This window comes from Pseudomonas paraveronii (assembly GCF_963681955.1).
GTDB lineage: Bacteria > Pseudomonadota > Gammaproteobacteria > Pseudomonadales > Pseudomonadaceae > Aquipseudomonas > Aquipseudomonas paraveronii.
On sequence record NZ_OY817130.1, the window covers coordinates 149,295 to 170,148 of the forward strand.

The window sequence follows — 20,854 nt, forward strand, 5'->3', positions numbered from 1 at the left end:
CATTCGACCGACGGGTGAGCAGCATGTGGTGGAACAACCTTAAGGCACGGCCAGCAACAACCAATGCCAGCACCCTGGCGACGCCGATGATTATGTCCCTGGAACCGCGCATGCTGTTCGACGGCGCAGTGGCCGCCACCGTGGCCGATGCGGCCCAGGCCGACAGTCACGCCACCGCAGAAGCGGCCAAGGCGCCGACCACCGAACACGCCGCCACCGGCAGCGAAAGCCACCCGCAGTCCGACGCGCCCGCCACCCCCGCACCGGTTGCCGTGCCGGGGCAGACCGTGGTGTTTGTCGATGCCCGCGTAAAGGACTCCGCCGATCTGCTCAAAGGCGTCGCCCCCGGCACCCAAGTGGTGCAACTGGATGCGAGCAAGGACGGCCTGCAGCAGATCGCCGATTACCTGGGCAGCCATCAGGGCGTCAGCTCGGTGCAGATCATCGCCCACGGCAATGCCGGTGATCTGTGGCTGGGCAATACCTATTTGTCCGCCGACAACGTTGCGGCCCGCAGCGAAGTGCTGGCGCAGATCGGCCAGGACATGAACGTGGGCGGCGATATCCTGATCTACGCCTGCAACACCGCTGCCGGCGACAAGGGCATTAACTTTGTCGACTCGCTGGCGCAACTGACCGGACGCGATATTGCCGCGTCCACCGACCGCACCGGCCTGGGCGGCGACTGGACCCTGGAAATCGCCACCGGCTCCATCGAAAGCCATACGGCGTTGTCGTACCAGGCGATGTCGGCGTATCAGTACGGCCTGGCGACCATTACCGTGACCAGCAACGCTGACAGTGGCGTCGGTTCACTGCGCTCGGCCCTGAGCAGCGCGGTGGCGGGTGATATCGTCACCTTCTACACCAGCATGACGGTCAACCTGAATTCGCAACTGGTCATCAGCAAGAACCTGACCGTCGAAGGCGACCTCAACCTCGATGGCGTTGCTGATGTGACCCTCAGCGGGCAGTACAAGACGCAGGTGCTCATGGTCAATTCCGGGGTCACTGCGACCCTGGACGGCCTGATCATTACCAAGGGCTTGGCGGCGGGCAATGGCGCAAATGCCGGTGTTGATGCGACGGCGGCGATGGGCGGCGGGATTGTCAATGCCGGTAACCTGACCTTGAAAAACGTGACTGTGACCGGCAACGTGGCTTCGGGCGGCGGCGGCGGTGGCGGGGTGACTGCACCCTACGTCACCTACGGCTACGTCGGTGGTGGTGGTGGCGGTGGCGGCGGTATTGGTGGGCAGAACGGTGGCAACGGTGGTACCGCGGCTTTTGGCGCGGTAACCGGCCCTTACTACGCAGGCACCGCCGGCAGCGCCAACCAGGGCGGCAACGGCGGTGGGTATAACGCCGCTTCCATGGGTGGGCGTGGCGGCGGCAGCGTCGGTGGTGCGGGCGGCCAGGGAACCTTCGGCTACACCAATGGCGGCGCTGGCGGCACCGCGGACAACGGCACGCTCTCCATTGGTGGCGGCGGCGGCGGCTCCGGTTGGGACCGGCCGGGTCGGGCCGGTGCATCGGCCAGTGGCGGTATCTATAACGGCAGCACTGGCACCCTGACCGTTGTCGGCACCTCAGTGATTTCCAATAACCTCGGTGCCGGCGGTGGTGGCGGTGGTGGCGGCGGCCAGGGCGGTTCCGTCGACTCCGGTGGCGCGGCCGGCAAAGGCGTCGGTGCGATCTGGAACAAAGGCACGTTGTTGATGACCGCCGCCAACTTCGCGGCGATGACCGGCAACGCCGGCGGCAGCGGCTCGGGTGGTTCGGCACTGGGTGGCGGCAGTACGGGCGCTGCTCTGGCGTCGGTAAACAATATCTTCAACGACGGCGGCACGCTCAACACCGCTTATGTACCGCCACCGACCGCGACCATCTTGGTCGGCAATGCCTCGCAGCATATTGGCAGCACGTCGCAGGTGACCATTACCTTCAACCAGGCCGTGACCGGCTTTACCAGCGCCGATCTGACGATTAGCAACGGTACGCTGGGCACCCTGACTACCAGCGACAACATCACCTACACCGCGACCTTTACGCCGAACGCGAGCGTGACCAGCGCCACCAACCAGATTGTCCTCGACAATACCGGCGTCACCGGCACATCGACGGGGACATCGGGGACCGGCACCTCCTCGTCCAACAACTTCACCATCGATACCGTGCGTCCGAGCGCGACTGTCTCGGTGGTCGCGCCGACGCTGAACACCACGGTCAACTCGACGGTGAACATTACCTTCAGCGAGGCGGTAAGCGGTTTCAGCCTTACTGACATGTCGGCGTCCAACGGCACCCTGAGCAGCCTGAGCACCAGCGACAATATCCACTGGACCGCGACCCTGACGCCGACTGCCGGCAATACCAGCAGCGGCAACGTCATCACCCTGGATAACACCCTCTATACCGATGCCGCGACCAACGCCGGTACCGGCACGACCACGTCCAACACCTATGCGGTCGACACGGTGCGGCCGACCGCGACCATCGTGGTGTCCGATACCGCACTGAACATCAGCGGTAACACGTCCCTGGTGACCATCACCTTCAGCGAGGCGGTCAGCGGGCTCACCGCCGGCGCCTTCACGGTCGCCGACGGTGCCCTGAGCGGCTTGGGCAGCAGCGACGGCGGTATCACCTGGACCGCAACCCTGACAGCGACCGCCGGGGTCACCCGTACCGGCGATGTCATCGCACTGAACAACACCCTGGTCAGTGATGGCGCGGGCAACGCCGGCAGTGGCACCACCAACTCCAACACCTATGCCGTCGATACCCAGCGGCCGAACGCGACTGTCGTGTTCGCCAACAGCAACCTGGGCATCGGCCAGACCTCGCTGGTGACCATCACCTTCAGCGAAGCCGTGACTGATTTAACCAACGCGGACCTGACGGTTAGTAATGGCACCCTGAGCGGGGTGCAGAGCACCGACGGTGGCGTGACCTGGACCGCGACCTTCACCCCGACAGCGAGTACCGTCAGCGCGAGCAACCACATCACCCTGGACAACACCGGGGTCCAGGACATGGGGGGTAACGCCGGCAGCGGCACCACCACGTCGAACAACGTCGTCATCGACGGCGTGCGCCCGACCGCCACGGTGGTGGTCGCCAACAGCACATTGGCGATAGGCCAGACCTCGCAGGTCACGGTGACCTTCAGTGAAGCTGTCGTCGGTTTCACCAACGCCGACCTGACCATCGCCAACGGTACGCTGAGTGCGGTGAGCAGCAGTGACGGCGGTATCACCTGGCACGCGACCTTCACCCCAACGGCTAACATCACCAATACGTCCAACCTGATTACCCTGGACAACACCGCCTACAGCGACACCAGCGGCAACATCGGCACCGGCACCACCGACTCCAATAACTACGTCATCGACACCGTGCGCCCCACCGCGACCATCGTGGTCGCCGACCCGGCGCTGACCGCGGGCGAAACGTCGCTGGTGACGATCACCTTCACCGAAGCGGTGACCGGTTTCACCCTGGCCGACCTGAGCGCGAGCCACGGTACCCTGAGCGGGCTGAGCACCAGTGACGGCGGCATCACCTGGACCGCGACCTTCACCCCTGGGACGAACACCAACAGCGCAAGCAACATCATCACCCTGGCCAACACCGGCATCGCCGACCTATCCGGCAACGCGGGCACGGGCACCACCAACTCGACGAATTTCACCATCGATACGGTGTTGCCTTCGGCGACCATCGTGGTGGCCAACCCGTCGCTGAGAATCGGCGGTTCCTCCCTGGTGACGATTACGTTCAACGAGGCCGTAACCAGTTTCAGCAATGCCGACCTGACGATTACCAACGGCACCTTGGACGCGGTCACGAGCAGCGACGGCGGCATTACCTGGACCGCGACGTTCACCCCGAGCAGCGCGATCAGCGACGCCACCAACCAGATCACCCTGGACAACAGCGGCGTCCAGGCGGCGGTGTCGGGTAATGTCGGCGTCGGCACCAGCAATTCCAATAACTACGCCATCGACACCCAACGTCCGACCGCGACGGTGGTGGTGAACAACGACCACCTGGGGATCGGCGGCTCGTCGCTGGTGACCATCACTTTCAGCGAAGCAGTGACCGGGTTCAGCCTGGCCGATCTGACCACTGACAACGGCACCCTGAGCAGCCTGAGCACCAGCGACAACATCACCTATACCGCGACGTTGACGCCTGTGGCAGGCATCTCTCAGAACAACAATCACATTGTCCTGGACAACACCGGCGTGGTCGACGGCGTCGGTAATGTCGGGTCCGGCACCACGTTGTCCAACGCCTATGCGATCGACAGCGTGCGGCCAACGGCGACCATCGTGATGGCCGACCCTGTATTGAGTGCTGGCGAGACCACGTTGGTCACGGTCACGTTCTCGGAAGCCGTCAGCGGTTTTGACAACAGCGACCTGAGCGTGCTCAACGGCACCTTCTCGGCAGTCAGCAGCGCGGATGGCGGCATCACCTGGACGGCGACTTTCACACCGACCGGCAACGTCCGCGACACCACCAACCTGATCAGCCTGAACAACGCCGGCTACACCGACCTGGCCGGCAACGCCGGCAGCGGTGTCACTAACTCAGGCAACTTCACCATCGACACGGTGCGGCCAACCGCAACTATCGTCGTCGCGGACAATGCCCTGAAAATCGGCGACACCTCGCCGGTCACCATTACCTTCTCCGAAGCGGTCAGCGGTTTTACCAACGCCGACCTGACGATCACCAACGGCACGCTGACCTCCGTCAGCAGCAACGACGGCGGCATCACCTGGACGGCGACTTTCACGCCGAGCAGCGCGATCAGCGACACCAGCAACCTGATCACCCTGGACAACAGCGGCGTACAAAACGGCTCTGGCAACAGCGGCAGCGGCACCACCGCTTCCAACAACTACGCCGTCGACACCGTGCGCCCTACGGCCACCGTCGTGGTCGCGAATCCGGCCCTCGGCGTGGGTGGCAGCTCAGCGGTGGTCATCACCTTCTCGGAGGCGGTGAACGGGTTCAGCAACGCTGATTTGACGGTCAACAACGGCACCTTGAGCGCCGTAAGCAGCGCAGACGGCGGCGTGACCTGGACCGCGACGTTCACCCCGACGTCCGGCATTACCGACGCGAGCAACGTGATCACCCTGGACAACACCGGCGTCGCCGACCTGGCGGGCAACGGCGGCAGCGGCACCACCGATTCCAACAACTACGCCATCGACAACCAGCGGCCGACGGCGACCATCGTGATGGCCGACCCTGTATTGACTGCCGGCGAAACCTCCTTGGTCACGGTCACGTTCTCGGAAGCCGTCAGCGGTTTTGACAACAGCGACCTGAACGTCGCCCATGGCACCCTGAGCGCGGTCAGCAGCAACGATGGCGGCGTCACCTGGACGGCCTTCTTCACGCCTGCGGCGGGCATCCGCGCCGCCAGCAACGTGATCACCCTGGCCAATACCGGCATTGCCGACCTGGCGGGCAACGCCGGGGCGGGAACGACCGACTCGGCCAACTACAGCATCGACACCGTGCTGCCGACGGCGTCCATCGTGGTCGGCGACACCGCCCTCAAGGCCGGCGAGACCGCCGCGGTGACCATCACCTTCTCCGAGGCCGTCAGCGGTTTCACCCTGGCCGACCTGAGCGTGGCCAACGGCGTGCTGAGCAACCTGGGCTCCAGCGACGGCGGCGTGACCTGGACCGCGACCCTGACCCCGACGGCCGACGTGACCGACACCAGCAACCTGATCAGCCTGGACAACAGCGGCGTACAAACCGCCGCCGGCAACGCGGGCGGCGGCAGCACCGACTCCAACAACTATGCGATCGACACCCAGCGCCCGACCGCGACCATTTCGGTGGCCAACGGCAGCCTGGGCATCGGCCAGACCACCACCGTCACCATTGGTTTCAGCGAGGCCGTCACGGGCTTCACGCTCTCAGACCTGAGTGTGGCCAACGGCGTACTGTCCAACCTGGCCAGCAACGATGGCGGCAAAACCTGGACCGCCACCCTGACCCCGACGGCGGCGATTACCGACGCGACCAACCTGATCGTGCTGGATGCCAGCCAGGTCAGCGATGCCGCCGGTAACGCCGGCAGCGGCATTGCGATCTCGAACAACTTCGTGATCGATGGCGAACGCCCGACGGCGACCATCAGCATTGGCAACCCGAACCTGACCGTCGGCCAGACCACCACCGTCACGTTTACCTTCAGTGAGAAAGTCAGCGGCTTCACGCTGGATGACCTCAGCGTGGCCAACGGCACCTTGTCCAATCTGGCCAGCAACGACGGCGGCCAGACCTGGACCGCGACCCTCACGCCGACGGCCAACCTTAACGCCCCGAACAACTTCATCACCCTCGATAACGGCCTGGTGAGTGACCTGGCGGGCAACGCCGGCAGCGGTCATGCCAATTCCAACAACTATGGGATCAACACCATTGCCCTGACCGGCGACCCGCTGTTCCGCGTCACCGACCCGGCACCGCCACCCGGCGCGCCGGATGTGCCGCTGCAACCGATCGTGTTTGGCCGGCCCGTGGGCGACCTGGGTTCACCCATCGGCTTCCCGGCGTTGTTCGAACAACGTGAAATGGGCGCGGGCTTGCCGCCTATCGGCAGTATCTTCATTCATAACGGCGCCTTGGCGCCCAGCTTCATTGCCCAGGTGTTCAACAGCGACAGCGGCGGGGATGGCAGCGCACAGGGCTTCCTCGGCTTTGGTGGCGGCGATGGCGGGGTGTTTGGTTCAAGCACCTTGTCGGGGTTGTTCAACCGTGAGAGCAGCGGCGGGGACAGTGGCCTCAAGGCGTTCGACAGCCGAGCGATCCAGGGCGGCGGTGACGCGGCCCAAGGCCTGCGGGGCGTGTTCGGCGCCCCGACCCTGGGCCAGCAATTGCAGCAGATCAAAGACGTGGAACAGCGCCAGGTGATGGACCTGGCGCAGGCATTGCAACAGGTCGGCATCAGCGAAATGCAGGCCTGACACACTTAAATCAAGGCGCAGTAACAGGGGCAGTCCACGGATGAAAACAGTTCATAAGTTGTTCGGCGCCAGCCTGCTGGCGTTGGCGATCAGCGGTTGTGCGGTCACCAGCGAGCCGATTGAGCGCAGTGTCAGCGAGCAGCGCGCCCGCAGCGACCTGCACGGTATGTACAAGGATCAGGAGCCATTGAGCGGCCCGTTGACACTGCACGAGGCCATGGCCCGGGCGGTGAAATACAACCTCGAAGGGCGTTTGAAGATCATGGAGGAGGCCCTGGCCAAGCGCCAACTCGACCTCGCCAGTTTCGACATGCTGCCGCGCATGGCGTTGTCCGCCGGTTACGCCGGGCGTAACAACACCAACGCCTCCAGCAGCCAGAGCGTGCGCACCGGCACCCAGTCCCTGGAACCGTCGACGTCCCAGGACCGCGACCGTCGCGTGGCCGACCTGACTATGGTGTGGAACGTGCTCGACTTTGGCGTCAGCTACATCAGCGCCAAACAGCAAGGCGACCAGCGCCTGATCGTCCAGGAGCGGCGCCGCAAGGTGATCAACACCATCGTTCAGGACGTGCGCTCGGCCTATTGGCGGGCGGTCGCGGCCGAACGCCTGCTGACCCAGATCGACAGCCTGATGGCGCGGGTCGACCAGGCCCAGACCAACAGCCAAAGCATGAGCGAGCAACGCATCGGCGACCCGATCCAGGCCCTGGGCTACCAGCGCTCGCTGATCGAAGCCACGCGCCAATTGCAGGAACAGCGCCGCGCGCTCTCCCTGGCCAAGACCGAACTGTCGACCCTGATCAACCTGCCCATGGGCACCGACCTCAAACTGGCCACGCCGGACGACTACACCGTGCCGCAGCTCAAGGTCAACTTCGCCAGCCTGGAACAGGAAGCCCTGGCCAACCGGCCTGAACTGCGCGAGCAGGACTACCAGACCCGCATCAGCGCCGCCGAAACCCGCAAGGCCATGCTGCGTCTGCTGCCGGGCCTGGAATTCTCGGCCGGCGGGCATTACGACAGCAACTCGTTCCTGGTGGACAACCGCTGGGCCGACTACGGCGCCAAGGTCACCTGGAACCTGTTCAACGTGCTCTCCGCGCCGGCGGCCATCGACGTCGCCAAGGCTGGCGAAGAAGTTGCCACCGCACGGCGTCAGGCCATGTCCATCGCGGTGCTGGCGCAACTCTACGTCGCCAACGCGAACTTCCAGGACGCCGTGCGCCAGTTCAAGACCAACGAACAACTGGCCGACATCGACGGGCAGATCCTCACCCAACTGCGCAACCGTCACCAAGCTGCGGGCCTGGGCGAACTGGACCTGATCCAGGGCGAACTCAATACCCTGCAAGCCGACCTGCGCCGCGACCTGGCCTACGCCGACCTGCGCAACGCCTACGGCCAGATCTTCGCCAGCGCCGGGCTCGACCCGCTGCCGGAGCAGGTCGATTCCGACCGCGTGCAGTCCATCGCTACCGCGCTGGCTGGCCGCGAATCGGCGTGGGCCGCCGGCAACATCGCCGCCCCGGTGCCCCGTGCCGTCGCCAAGTAACCTGGTGGCACCGACCGCGAGCATCACGCGTGATCAGCGTGAGGCTCGCAACGGTCATCGCGGCGTGGCGATCCTGCTGACCGGCTTGCCCGCGTCGGGTAAATCGACCCTGGCCCAGGGGCTGCAGGCTGCGTTGTTCGAACAAGGCCGACACAGCATCGTGCTCGACGGCGATGCCTTGCGCGGCGGCTTGAACAAAGACCTGGGGTTTGCCGACAGCGACCGCCTGGAAAACATCCGCCGCGCCGCCGAACTGGCGGCGTTGCTGGTGGACAACGGGCAAATCGTGATCCTGGCGCTGATCGCGCCGTTGGTCGAACTACGCACGGTGCTCGCCGACCGCCTGGGCGCGGACTACCGGGAAGTGTGGTGCAACGCCAGCCTGGACATCTGCGAACGCCGCGACCCCAAAGGCCATTACGCCCGCGCCCGACGCGGCGAACTGCCGGGGTTCACTGGCATCGGCTCACCCTACGAACCGCCGCCGCAAGCCGCCCTGGTCCTGGAGACCGGCCAGCTCTGCGCGCAGCAATGCGTCGCACAACTGCAGGCCTGGCTGCAAACCCTCTAGCGCAAGCTCGCGCCTGCCGTGGGTGAGGGCTAGACTCGGATAAACCCACCTATCCGGAGCTCATCATGCAATCGCCTGAACACAGCTTGCCCTCCCTGTTCAAACAACTCGGCCTGGCCGACGACCCGGCCGGCATCGAGCAGTTCATCACCACGCATTCACCGCTCAAGCCGGAGCTGCAACTGGCCGACGCGTTTTTCTGGACCGATAGCCAGAAGGCGTTTTTGCGTGAGGAAATTCTGGAGGATGCGGATTGGGCTGAAGTGGTGGATGAGTTGAACCTGATGTTGCGGCGAGGTCGAGAGGTGTAAAAAAATCTTTGCTGAAGCGCGGCAATGTAAAAAAAATGGTGTGCGGTAAAAAACTGGGCTGTAAGCGGCCCAGTTAATTTTTCTGGAAAGCTTCGCACCATGGCAATCGACCTGCGTGCTGGGACGGGTGATACACGAGGTTGGGAAATTTCCTATCGACTAAAAGGAAGTGGATGGTAGCGGACAGAGTGAGGAACCCATATTTACAGGCGTTGACCACTTCTTAGTGAATACAAGGATGTTAAAAAATGACGCGCAAGCAGATCTTCTGGTTTTGGGGGACCATGGATGCCATTTATCTGATTCGCTATGCAGTGGCCAGCGCAATAGAGGGAAGGACTCCTTATTTAAGCGATCTTGAAAATGCTTTGTGGATACTGCGTGAGCATAGCGTTGTGCAGTTATACATGTTCGGCTTTGCCATGCTGCTGCAAGTGTCCATCGTGGTCTCGTGCCTACTGTTCTTTCTTGGGCGTGAACAGGTGAGGTGGGTTACTTACCTTCAAACACCCTTGCGATTGGCTTTTATTGTGCCTTCTGTTTCGCTGTTGCTGGTAGGTGCTCAGCTTGTGCCTAATTACAACGTGGTGTTAATGGCTGCGTTAGTTGTTGTATCCGAGGCAGTGAAAGTCTGGAGCGTCTGGCGGTGGAGCAAAAGGTGCTGATATTTTCCGGCAGAGCCACTTAGGAGACTGAGCGGTCAATAAGCCGGTTGCACAGCAATCCTGAAGCCGACACCGATCCAAATGTGGGAGGGGGCTTGCCCCCGATAGCGGCAGATGAGTCAACCATGTGTTGCCTGAACCTCCGCTATCGGGGGCAAGCCCCCTCCCACATGGGTCATGCGGCGTTGCGGCTATCGCTGAAACCCGCTTTACTTACCCACGCGCAGCCTGAACGGCAGGCTGCACAGCGATCCTGAAGCCGACACCGATCCAAATGTGGGAGGGGGCTTGCCCCCGATAGCGGCAGATGAGTCAACCATGTGTTGCCTGAATCTCCGCTATCGGGAGCAAGCCCCTTCCCACATGGGTCATGCGGCGTTGCGGCTATCGTTGAAGATCCAACCCTCACACTGAAAGCCGCTTTACTTACCCACGCCACGCATCCGCTAAAATGTTTCAAAACTTGACGCATTCAGCGCCATCCACCATATTGTTAGTTAGCAAACTAACTGTATGCGAACGATCCAGTGCCCAAGACCCTCGAACAACTCCAGATGAACCTCAGCAGCAGCATGGTGGTGGGCGCCCGTAATTGGCGCAAAATCTGCCAGAGCACGCTGGTGAGCTACGGTATTTCCGAAGCCTGCGCCGTGCCGTTGTTGATGATCGGCCGCCTGGGCGACGGCGTGCATCAAGTCAAAGTGGCCCAGGCTTCAGGAATGGAAAGCCCGTCGCTGGTGCGCCTGCTCGATCAACTGTGCAGCGGCGGCTATGTGTGCCGCGCTGAAGACGCCCACGACCGCCGCGCCAAGGCTTTGAGCCTCACCGTGCGTGGTCGCGAGCTGGTGCAGGCGGTGGAGGCGCAACTGGTGCGTCTGCGCCGCGACGTGCTGGCCGATATCGCGCCTGCCGACATGGAGGCTGCGTTGCGTGTGTTGCGCGCCTTTGAAGCCGCCCATCAACATCATGCGGTTGCGGCATCTTGAGGGGATTTTTTACCGGCATGCCGCCGGCCAAGGACTGGTTTTACGGGGTACGCACGTTCGCTGCGTCGATGATCGCGTTGTACATCGCCATGCTCATGCAAATGCCGCGTCCGTACTGGGCGATGGCCACGGTGTACATCGTCTCCAGCCCGTTTGTCGGCCCGACCAGTTCCAAGGCGTTGTACCGCGCCATCGGCACCTTCATGGGCGCGGCGGCGGCGGTGGTGTTCGTGCCGATGTTCGTGCAGTCGCCTTACCTGCTGGTGGTGGTGATTGCATTGTGGACGGGCACCCTGCTGTTTCTCTCCATGCACCTGCGCACCGCGAATAACTACGCCTTGATGCTGGCCGGCTACACCTTGCCGCTGATCGCCTTGCCGGTGGTGGACAACCCCCTGACGGTGTGGGACGTGGCCGAAGCGCGCACCGAGGAAATCTTTCTCGGCATCGCGGTGGCGGCGGTGGTCGGCGCGATGTTCTGGCCACGGCGCCTGATGCCGGTGTTCGATGGTTCGGTGGCCAAGTGGTTCAGCGACGCCCAGGTCTACAGCCAGCGCTTTCTGAGCCGCAACGTGGCGCCGGCGGAAGTCAGCGCCTTGCGCGGCGGCATGGTCGCCACCTTCAACACGTTGGAGTTGATGATCGGCCAGTTGCCCCACGAAGGCGCCCGGCCGCAGACGGTGCGCAACACCAAGGAATTGCGCGGGCGGATGATCCACCTGCTGCCGGTGGTGGATGCGCTCGACGATGCGCTGTACGCCATCGAACACCGTGCGCCGGAGTTTCTCGAAACGCTCGCGCCGTTGTTGGAGGCGACGGATCAGTGGCTGCACAGCACCACCGAATCGGCCCCGTTGGAACGCTGGCGCACCCTGCGTGACCAACTCGACGCGCTGCAACCGGCAGGCGAAGCGCTGGACGATCGCCACATGCTGCTGTTCTCCAACGCCCTGTATCGCCTGGGTGAGTGGATCGACCTGTGGCAAGACTGCCGCAGCCTGCAGGCCGCGATCCAATGCGAAAGCCAGGACACCTGGCGCGCCGTGTACCGCCACTGGCGCCTGGGCCGGCTGACGCCGTTTCTCGACCGAGGCCTGATGCTCTACTCGGCGTTTTCCACCGTCACCGCGATCATCGTCGCCTCGGTGCTGTGGATTCTGTTGGGCTGGACCGACGGCGGCAGCGCCGTGATCCTGGCGGCCGTCGCCTGCAGCTTCTTTGCGTCGATGGACGACCCGGCGCCGCAGATCTACCGCTTTTTCTTCTGGACCGCCATGTCGGTGCTGTTCGCCAGCCTGTATCTGTTCCTGGTGCTGCCCAACCTGCACGATTTCCCCATGCTGGTGCTGGCGTTCGCGGTGCCGTTTATCTGCATCGGCACACTCACGGTACAGCCGCGTTTCTACCTGGGCATGCTGCTGACGCTGGTGAACACCTCGTCGTTCATCAGCATCCAGGGCGCTTATGACGCCGACTTCCTCAACTTCGCCAACGTCAACCTGGCCGGGCCCGTGGGCCTGCTGTTTGCCTTTGTGTGGACGCTGATCGCGCGGCCCTTCGGTGCCGAGTTGGCCGCCAAGCGCCTGACCCGTTTCACCTGGCACGACATCGTCGGTCTGACCGAACCGGCGACCCTGGCCGAACACCGGCACCTGGCCGCGCAAATGCTCGACCGCCTGATGCAGCACCTGCCGCGCCTGGCGATCATCGGCCATGACACCGGGGTCGCCCTGCGCGATTTGCGCGTGGCGCTGAACCTGCTCGACCTGCTGGCCTACTCGCCACGGATCTACGGCGTACCGCGGGTGTTGCTCGACCAAGTGGTGGAGGGCGTCGGCGCTTACTACAAGGCCTGCCTCAAGGCGGGTCGACGCTTGCCTTCGCCCAGCGGCCTGCTGATGATCCTCGACCGCACGCGCCGCGCCCTCAACGGCCAAGGCCTGCAAGACGAAGACGACACCCGCCTGCATCTGTTGCATGCCCTGGCGGGCCTGCGCCTGGCGCTGTTGCCCGGCGTGGAATTGATTGGCGGCACCGAGACCGAAGCGCCGCTGCCTGATGGAGCGCCTTTATGATCGGTGATCTGGATATCAGCGGGGTGTTCCTGCCCACGTTGCTGGTGCTAATGGGCATTGCTTACGTGTTGTTTTTGCTGGTGCATGGGTTGTTGACCCGTCTGCACTTCTATCGCCTGGTCTGGCACCGGGCATTGTTCAACGTGGGGCTCTACGCGCTGTTACTGGGCGCGGTGGACTCACTCAGTCGATACCTGATGACATGAAAAAACCTTTTTTGACCATCGGCCGTGTCGTCCTGACGTTGTTGATCGTGAGCTTCGCGGTCGTCGTCGTATGGCGCATGGTCATGTACTACATGTATGCGCCCTGGACCCGTGACGGCCACATCCGTGCCGACATCGTGCAGATCGCCCCGGACGTGTCCGGGTTGATCCAGCGGGTCGACGTGCGCGACAACCAACTGGTGAGCAAAGGCCAAGTGCTGTTCGCCGTCGATCAGGACCGCTTCAAGTTGGCCCTGCGCCAGGCCCAGGCCGCCGTGGCCGACCGCCAGGAAACCCTGGCCCAGGCCCAGCGCGAGTACAAGCGTAACCGTGGCCTGGGCAATCTGGTGCCGAGCGAGCAACTGGAAGAAAGCCAGTCCCGCGTCGCCCGTGCCCAATCGGCCCTGGCCGAAGCGCAAGTGACGGTGGACTCGGCCCAACTCAACCTCGACCGCTCGGTGATCCGCAGCCCGGTGGACGGCTACGTCAACGACCGTGCGCCGCGCACGCAGGAGTTCGTCACCGCCGGGCACCCGGTGCTGTCGGTGGTGGACAGCAACTCCTTCCACATCGACGGCTACTTCGAAGAGACCAAGCTCGACGGCATCCACGTCGGCATGGGCGTCGATATCCGTGTGATTGGCGACGGCGCCCGCCTGCACGGGCATGTGCAGAGCATCGTCGCCGGTATCGAAGACCGTGACCGCAGCAGCGGCGCCAACCTGCTGCCCAACGTCAACCCGGCGTTCAGTTGGGTGCGCCTGGCCCAGCGGATTCCGGTGCGCATTGCGTTTGACGAGGTGCCGGCGGACTTTCGCATGATCGCCGGGCGCACGGCGACGGTGTCGATCATCGGCGACAAGCCCAAGGACGGAGCCCAGCCATGAAGCAGATTGTGGCAACCGCTGCGCTGGGTGTGCTGTTGTCAGCCTGCCAGGTGGTCGGCCCGGATTACCGACTGCCGGACACGGCCGCGATGAACCGTGGCGACCTGCAAGGGCAACTGGCGGGCGAGGGCGCCAACGTGGTCTCGGCGCCGGTGCCGGCCGACTGGTGGAAGCTGTACAAAGACCCGCGCCTGGATGAACTGGTGCGCCAGGCCATGGCCTCCAACACCGACCTGCGCGTCGCCGCCGCGAACTTGCAGCGGGCGCGCTATCAGGTGCAGGAGGCTCAATCTGTCGGCGGTTGGAGTGCCGGCGCCAAGGCCGAGGCCCAGCGCCTGCAAGAGTCCGGTGAAGCGTTTTTGCTCTCGGAAAAAGTCCCGGTGGGCAATATCGGTAGCGTGGGCATCACCACCTCGTATCAATTCGATCTGTTCGGCACCCTGCAACGCGGCATCGAAAGCGCCCAGGCCAGCGCCGATGCAACCCAGGCCGCAGCCGATATTGCGCGGATCACCCTGGTCGCCGATGTGGTGCGTTCCTATACGCAGGTCTGCGCGGCCAACGAAGAACTGGCGATCGCCAACCAATCCCTCGACCTGCAAGCCCAGAGCACGACGTTGACCCAGCGCCTGCGCGACGCCGGGCGCGGCGATGAAACCCAGGTCACCCGCTCGCAAACCCAGTACAAATCCTTGCGCGCCGACATGCCGCGCTACGAAGCTGCGCGCCAGGCCGGGCTGTTCCGCCTGTCGATGCTGCTGGCCAAGCCGGTGGACCAACTGCCGGCGGGCACCGGCACGTGCGCCGAACTGCCGCACATCGCCCAACTGCTGCCGGTGGGCGATGGCGCGACGCTGCTTAAACGTCGCCCCGACGTGCGCCAGGCGGAACGCCAACTGGCCGCTGCCACCGCACGTATCGGCGTGGCCACGGGCGCGCTGTATCCGGACATCAGCATCGGAGCCAGCATTGGCACGGTCGGGCTGCTCGACAACCTCGGCACGCCGGCCGCCAACCGCTGGGGGTTTGGCCCGATGATCAGTTGGACCGTACCGACCAATGGCGCCCGTGCGCGCATCCACGAGTCCGAAGCGGCAACCCAGGGCGCCCTGGCGCACTTCGACGGGGTGGTGCTCAACGCCATCCGCGAAACCCAGACCGGCCTGGCGCAGTACACCGCGCAGTTACAGCGCCGCGATGCGCTGGCTGAAGCCGACGCATCGGCCAAGGAAGCCGCCGACCAGACCCACCGCTTCTTCCAGGCCGGCCGTGCGTCGTTCCTGGCCGACCTGCAAGCCACGCGCACCTACACCGATGTGCGCGCGCAACTGGCGGCGGCCAACACCCAGGTTGCCATGAGCCAGATCGATCTGTTCCTGGCCCTGGGCGGCGGTTGGGAAAGCGGACGAACGCAAGCCTCACAGCCCGGCAAACCCTGAGCAGGTAGCTATGCTTTGACAGGCGGGCCGCCATGCTTTTTGACCGGCAGGGGGCTCGCCTGACACAGCTCGCGTTTGCTCATGGGGATTCCAATAATGAAAAACCCTTATGCTCCCGCTTTCTGGTGCGTGTGCTTCGCACTGGTGTTGTTATCGGCGGCCTACTTCTACGGCGTCATGCTCGCTCACCGAATCGACACGGCCATGGTGTTTCTCGACAGCGCCTGCCTGGTGATCGGCACCTTGTCCATCGGCGTCGTCGCCTGGGCGTCCTATCAAAATCTACGGGTGAAGAAAAAGCTCCTCGAACAAGGCAAGACCCGTGTTGCGATCTGGGACACCAAGGTCGCCCTGCGCCGGGTCGAAACCGTGTTCGACCGCTATTTCTGGGGCAGCTATTGGCAGCCCGGGCGCACCTTCCAGGAAGTCATGGGCGACCTGACCGGCACGCCGCTGGAAAAAAGTCTCGAAACCCTGAAAAAACAATGCGTGCTGCTCGATCGACAAGTCGCCGAGGGTAGGCATTGGCTGAATAACGCGCGGGAATTGTCCGATGTCGCCACGCAGATGGCCCGAGAGCGCTATCAATTGGACTTCTGTGATCCGAAGGTCGATACCCCCGGCAATGCCGTGATACACCGTGAATTCGAGGTGTTGGTGTACACCTGGACCGCCCGTCTGAAGAGTTTCGACCACCAGTTGGACGAGATCGAAATGGAATACTCCTGAACTTGTGTAGAACTGATCCCTCTGAAAGTCTGGGCCGTTCGCGGCCCCCAGTGCTAATCTTCCCCCCGTTTTTCGGCGGGCTTGAGCCAACCTCACTTGGGGTTCAAGGAAGACAGCCCACTTCTCACAGGATTTGATCAGGTCACTTCATGAATAAGCCAGCAGTCGTTCTTTTGGGTCTCGTTGTCGCCGTTGGCGTCGTCAGTGCAGGCGGCGCCTGGTTCACCGGTAAACAACTGGAACCGGTGCTGCAAACCGCGATCCAGAACGCCAACAAGGAACTCAAGACCTCCATGGCCGGTGTCGACGGCACGATGGCCCTTGAGCTGGTGTCCCTGGAACGTGGCGTATTCAGCAGCACCGCCCATTACCGCCTGAAAGCACAAGGCGCGGTCTTCGGCGAAGACAACCCGAACCCTGAATTGCTGTTCGTCGACCATATCGAACACGGCCCGCTGCCAGTCTCGCGCCTGGTCACGCTGAAATGGCTACCGGTCATGGCCACCAGTCACTATGAGCTGGAAAAGAACCCCACCACCGAGAAGTGGTTTGCCGCCGCCAAAGACGTATCGCCGCTCAAGGGCGTGGCCAACATCGGCTACAGCCTTTCGGTCAACGGCAACGTCGAATTGCTGCCGCTGGAGTTCAAGGACGATAAGTCTTCCGTGAGTTTCTCCGGCGCCAACCTGAACTTCGACAGCAGCGCCGAAGGCAAGAAGGTCAAGGCCGACGGCTACATGAACAGCCTCAAGGTCGCCGTCGTCGACGCCAATGGCTCGCCGTTCGAAGCCGAACTGGCCGGGCTGACCGTGGCCAGCAACCTGGATAAATCCACGTTCGGCTTCTACACCGGGCAGAACACCGTGGAACTGAGCGACACCAAGCTCACCATGGGCCCGCAGAAGGCCGTGCTGACCCTCAAGGGCTTCGAGCAGAAAGACACCAGCGAAACCAAGGACAACAACCTGGCCGGCCGCGTCGACTACAAGATCGACGAGATCGGTTACCAGGGCAAACCCGTGGGTTCGGCCGCCATGGCCCTGAGCATGAAAAACGTCGACGTGCCGTCGATGCTGGTGCTGACCAAGCTCTATCAGGACAAAATGGCGCCCGTGCAGGCCGCCGCTGCCGCCGGTGAACCGGTACCCGAGCTGCAACTGAGCGACGCCGAGCAAGCCCTGGCCGATACCAACGTCAACCAACTGCTGGCCGCCAAGCCGCAAGTGGCGGTGGAAAACCTGTCGCTGAAAACCACCCGTGGCGAAAGCAAATTCAACCTGATCGTGGACCTGGCCAAGCCGAGCAGCATGGAACTGCCGCCGATGGAGCTGGGCAAGCAGATCATCGCGTTGCTCGATGCCAACCTGAGCCTGTCCAAGCCGATGATCGCTGACGTTGCCGCCCTGCAGGCGCAGCTCGCCGGTGTGACCGAACCTGAAGCAATCGAGCAGCAATCCCAGTTGGCCAGCGAGATGGTCAGCGGCGTGGCCGTCGGCGCGCAACTGGCGACCCTGGTCGGCAGCGACGTGGTGTCCAAGCTGCACTATGCCAACAACGAAGTGACGTTCAACGGCCAGAAGATGACCGTTGAACAATTCCTCACCTTCCTCATGTCCAAAGTCGGTGCGATGAGCGGCGCGCAGTAATAATTGCGGCACCGTTAAAAAAAATCTGCGGGGGCGGAGTTGCGGGTGATACGGGTCAAATAGTCGCCATGGCGATTGGCTGATACCTCGTTATCTCCGGCAAGTCCGCCCCCGTATTCATTTTTTTAGTGTGTCGGGCAATTCTGAACAATTGTTCTGAATTGGACTTTTTCCTATTTTCTTGAGGGATAGTTCCCACAGGAAAGCTAGGCCGGGTCCCGAGACGCCGGCACCCTGCAGCAAATTGCTCAGGACCACCTATCGTTACAGCTTTCCGTGTGTAAGGAAGCTCACGATATGTTGCCAAACCCACCACTCAGTGCATCAGGCCGGTTGCGACTGCTCGTCGGGGTCGCCTTGTGCAGTCAGTTGCTGATGCCCACCTTTGCCGTGGCCGACCCGGCCTATGACGCGCTGATCATCCAGGCGCGCAACGGCAACTTCACCCCCGCGCTGACCCAACTGCGCCAGCTGTCTGCCGAACGCCAGACGCCGGGGCAGGTCAGCGACCATCTGGTGATCGCCGGGTGGGCCGGCCAGGACGCCGAAGTGCTGAAGGTGTATGAAGCCCAGGGCAAGAATCGCAACCTGAACACCCAGGCGCTCGCCACGGTGGCACGCACTTATCGCAACCAACAGCAGTGGGCCAAGGCCGAGGCGGTGTATCGCCAGGCATTGCTGCGTGAACCGAACAATACCGACCTGCAACTCGGCCTGGCATTGACCCAGGCCGACGGCGGCCAAGCCAGCGAGGCGGTGCAGCGCACCCGCGCAATGGTCGCGGCCAAGCCCGACGACCCCAACCGGCGCATGGCCCTGGGCTACGCGCTGACCCGCGCCGGTTTGAACTACGACGCTTTGTTCGAGTTCGACCAAGCGTTTATCCGCGCCGGCGACAAGCCCGAAGTCGCCCGCGAATACATCGTCGCCCTGCAAAAGGCCCGCCTGCCGGAGCCGGCCTTGCGTCTGGCGGCCCAGCGTCCGGGCTTGGTGGACGCCGTCACCCAGCGCCGCCTCGAAGGCGACCTGGCCGCCGAGCGGGTACGCATGGCCGAGTTCGCTACGCGCACTGAAAAAGAACGCTACGTCATCGCCGACCGTGCCCTGCAGGACTATGACAAACTGCTCGCCCGCTGGACCCCCGACGCCAGTGCCCATGACGACGTGGTGCGCTGGCGCATCGACCGCCTGGGCGCGCTCAAGGCCCGGGCGCGTACCGCCGAGGTGATTCGCGAGTACGAAACCCTCACGGCCGAAGGCGTGCAACTGCCAACCTATGCGGTGCGCTGGGTGGCGGCGTCCTACCTCGACCAGCGCCAGCCGGAAAAGGCCGAGCCGCTGTATCGTCAGGCGCTGAGCGCCACCGACGCCGAGCCCGATGATCGGGTCGAAGACAGCACGGCCTTGTTCTACGCCCTGCAGGAAAGCGACAAAGGTCTCGAAGCCCGCAAGGTTGCCACTACCCTCGCCGACAACCAGAAACCGCGGGTCGAACTCAAAGGCTTGCCCATCGGCAACCCCAACGATGCATGGATGGATGCCCAGCAACTGTCGGCGCAGTCCGGCGTGTACGGGGGCGATCTGCCGGGCAGCGAAGCCGGCCTGGATGCCCTGGTAGCACGGGCTCCGGGCAACGTCGGCCTGCGCCTGGCCCAGGCTGACATGTACCGCGCCCGCGACCTGCCACGGCGCGCCGAAGCGATCCTCAAGGAAACCGAAGCCCAGGTGCCGCGCGACATCAGCCTGGAAGTGTCCCAGGCCTACACCGCCATGGATCTGCAGGAGTGGCGCCAACTCGACGTGCTCGCCGACGATGTCATCGCCCGCAATCCCGACAGCCGCCAAGTGCAGCGCCTCCAGCGCCTGCGCAGCGTCCACGACATGGCCGAAGTGCGCGTCGAGGCCTACACCGGCAAAAGCTATGGCGGCGGTAATAACGGTGACGTGGGGGCTGTCACCGGTAGCCGTGACTGGGGCATTGAAAGCGTGATCTACACGCCGCCCATTGATGAAGACTGGCGCTTGTTCGCCGGCGCCGGCTACGCCACCGCCGACTTCTCCGAAGGCACCGGCCAGCACCGTTGGCAGCGTGTGGGGGTGGAGCGGCGGACCCGCGACATGACCCTGGAAGCCGAGGTGTCCAACCACTCCTACGGCTTTGGCTCCAAACAGGGCGCGCGCGTGTCGATCGCCCGCGACATCAACGATAACTGGCAATACGGCGCCAGCCTCGATTACCTCTCGGCCACCACACCGATACGTGCGCTGAACGCCGACATCACGGCCAACGGCGGCAGCGGCTTCATCCGCTGGCGCGCCAATGAAAGCCGTGAGTGGAAGCTGTCCCTCAGCCCGTCGCACTTCAGCGACGGCAACGACCGCATCGAAACCTTGCTCACCGGCCGCGAGGGCATCTACAGCTCGCCGGGCGTGCAAGTGGACCTGGGCCTGGAAGTCAGCGCCAGCCACAACAGCAAGGCCGACACGGTGTACTTCAACCCGAAGTCGGACTTCAGCGTGTTGCCCACTGTCACCGTCAACCATGTGCTCTATCACCGCTACGAGACCCAGTGGAGTCAGCAGTTCCAAGTCGGAGCGGGTACGTATAGCCAGAGGGATTATTCCACCGGCGGTGTCGGCTTGATCGGTTACGGCCAACGCGTTCGCTGGAACGACGTTCTCGAAGCCGGCGCCAACCTGAGCCTGATCAGCCGACCCTATGACGGTGATCGCGAACGCGATCTGCGCCTGCTCGTCGACCTCACTTACCGTTTCTAGAA

General features: G+C 63.4%; 13 protein-coding genes. All 13 read left to right on the top strand.

Going from position 1 to position 20,854, the window contains the following annotated elements; all coding sequences use genetic code 11:
- Nucleotides 1-23 precede the first annotated feature (23 nt).
- The 13 genes from U5A08_RS00715 to pgaA all read left to right on the top strand — a co-directional run bounded on the left by U5A08_RS00715 (nt 24) and on the right by pgaA (nt 20,852).
- A complete protein-coding gene (locus tag U5A08_RS00715; RefSeq protein ID WP_321849811.1) occupies nt 24-7,004 on the top strand; it encodes an Ig-like domain-containing protein in 6,981 nt (2,326 codons plus the stop codon).
- 40 nt (nt 7,005-7,044) lie between these two features.
- Nucleotides 7,045-8,559: a TolC family protein gene (locus U5A08_RS00720; RefSeq protein ID WP_253392443.1), complete on the top strand. Its 1,515-nt coding sequence runs from the start codon at nt 7,045-7,047 to the stop codon at nt 8,557-8,559.
- Complete coding sequence (gene cysC, locus U5A08_RS00725; RefSeq protein ID WP_253392444.1) at nt 8,543-9,130, top strand: adenylyl-sulfate kinase; 588 nt, start codon at nt 8,543-8,545, stop codon at nt 9,128-9,130. The genes U5A08_RS00720 and cysC overlap by 17 nt, the downstream gene beginning before the upstream one ends.
- 65 nt (nt 9,131-9,195) lie before the next feature.
- Entirely contained in the window at nt 9,196-9,441 is a 246-nt protein-coding gene (locus U5A08_RS00730) for a DUF2789 domain-containing protein (protein WP_253392445.1), read from the top strand.
- Nucleotides 9,442-9,689: 248 nt separating this feature from the next.
- Complete coding sequence (locus U5A08_RS00735; RefSeq protein ID WP_321849812.1) at nt 9,690-10,106, top strand: hypothetical protein; 417 nt, start codon at nt 9,690-9,692, stop codon at nt 10,104-10,106.
- A 554-nt stretch (nt 10,107-10,660) separates the two neighbouring features.
- Nucleotides 10,661-11,092, top strand: a complete 432-nt coding sequence (locus U5A08_RS00740) for a MarR family winged helix-turn-helix transcriptional regulator (RefSeq protein WP_253400321.1) — start codon at nt 10,661-10,663, stop codon at nt 11,090-11,092.
- Complete coding sequence (locus tag U5A08_RS00745; RefSeq protein WP_321849814.1) at nt 11,089-13,167, top strand: FUSC family protein; 2,079 nt, start codon at nt 11,089-11,091, stop codon at nt 13,165-13,167. The genes U5A08_RS00740 and U5A08_RS00745 overlap by 4 nt, the downstream gene beginning before the upstream one ends.
- Entirely contained in the window at nt 13,164-13,373 is a 210-nt protein-coding gene (locus tag U5A08_RS00750) for a DUF1656 domain-containing protein (protein WP_046385111.1), read from the top strand. Before U5A08_RS00745 ends, U5A08_RS00750 begins: the two co-directional genes overlap by 4 nt.
- Complete coding sequence (locus U5A08_RS00755) at nt 13,370-14,260, top strand: efflux RND transporter periplasmic adaptor subunit (RefSeq protein WP_247404227.1); 891 nt, start codon at nt 13,370-13,372, stop codon at nt 14,258-14,260. The genes U5A08_RS00750 and U5A08_RS00755 overlap by 4 nt, the downstream gene beginning before the upstream one ends.
- Nucleotides 14,257-15,699 carry an efflux transporter outer membrane subunit gene (locus tag U5A08_RS00760; protein WP_253392452.1) on the top strand — a complete coding sequence of 481 codons (1,443 nt, stop codon included), beginning with the start codon at nt 14,257-14,259 and terminating at the stop codon, nt 15,697-15,699. The genes U5A08_RS00755 and U5A08_RS00760 overlap by 4 nt, the downstream gene beginning before the upstream one ends.
- A gap of 96 nt (nt 15,700-15,795) precedes the next feature.
- Nucleotides 15,796-16,428: an NADH:ubiquinone oxidoreductase subunit N gene (locus U5A08_RS00765; protein ID WP_247407723.1), complete on the top strand. Its 633-nt coding sequence runs from the start codon at nt 15,796-15,798 to the stop codon at nt 16,426-16,428.
- A gap of 149 nt (nt 16,429-16,577) precedes the next feature.
- A complete protein-coding gene (locus U5A08_RS00770) occupies nt 16,578-18,074 on the top strand; it encodes a YdgA family protein (RefSeq protein WP_321849819.1) in 1,497 nt (498 codons plus the stop codon).
- Nucleotides 18,075-18,371: 297 nt separating this feature from the next.
- Nucleotides 18,372-20,852 (top strand): poly-beta-1,6 N-acetyl-D-glucosamine export porin PgaA, encoded by a 2,481-nt coding sequence (pgaA, locus tag U5A08_RS00775; protein ID WP_253392458.1) that lies wholly within the window; start codon nt 18,372-18,374, stop codon nt 20,850-20,852.
- Nucleotides 20,853-20,854 lie beyond the last annotated feature (2 nt).

Coding starts and splice junctions, on each gene's coding strand:
- U5A08_RS00715 (WP_321849811.1), top strand. CDS start 24: ATGTGGTGGAACAACCTTAAGGCACGGCCAGCAACAACCAATGCCAGC.
- U5A08_RS00720 (WP_253392443.1), top strand. CDS start 7,045: ATGAAAACAGTTCATAAGTTGTTCGGCGCCAGCCTGCTGGCGTTGGCG.
- U5A08_RS00730 (WP_253392445.1), top strand. CDS start 9,196: ATGCAATCGCCTGAACACAGCTTGCCCTCCCTGTTCAAACAACTCGGC.
- U5A08_RS00735 (WP_321849812.1), top strand. CDS start 9,690: ATGACGCGCAAGCAGATCTTCTGGTTTTGGGGGACCATGGATGCCATT.
- U5A08_RS00740 (WP_253400321.1), top strand. CDS start 10,661: ATGAACCTCAGCAGCAGCATGGTGGTGGGCGCCCGTAATTGGCGCAAA.
- U5A08_RS00750 (WP_046385111.1), top strand. CDS start 13,164: ATGATCGGTGATCTGGATATCAGCGGGGTGTTCCTGCCCACGTTGCTG.
- U5A08_RS00755 (WP_247404227.1), top strand. CDS start 13,370: ATGAAAAAACCTTTTTTGACCATCGGCCGTGTCGTCCTGACGTTGTTG.
- U5A08_RS00760 (WP_253392452.1), top strand. CDS start 14,257: ATGAAGCAGATTGTGGCAACCGCTGCGCTGGGTGTGCTGTTGTCAGCC.
- U5A08_RS00765 (WP_247407723.1), top strand. CDS start 15,796: ATGAAAAACCCTTATGCTCCCGCTTTCTGGTGCGTGTGCTTCGCACTG.
- U5A08_RS00770 (WP_321849819.1), top strand. CDS start 16,578: ATGAATAAGCCAGCAGTCGTTCTTTTGGGTCTCGTTGTCGCCGTTGGC.
- pgaA (WP_253392458.1), top strand. CDS start 18,372: ATGTTGCCAAACCCACCACTCAGTGCATCAGGCCGGTTGCGACTGCTC.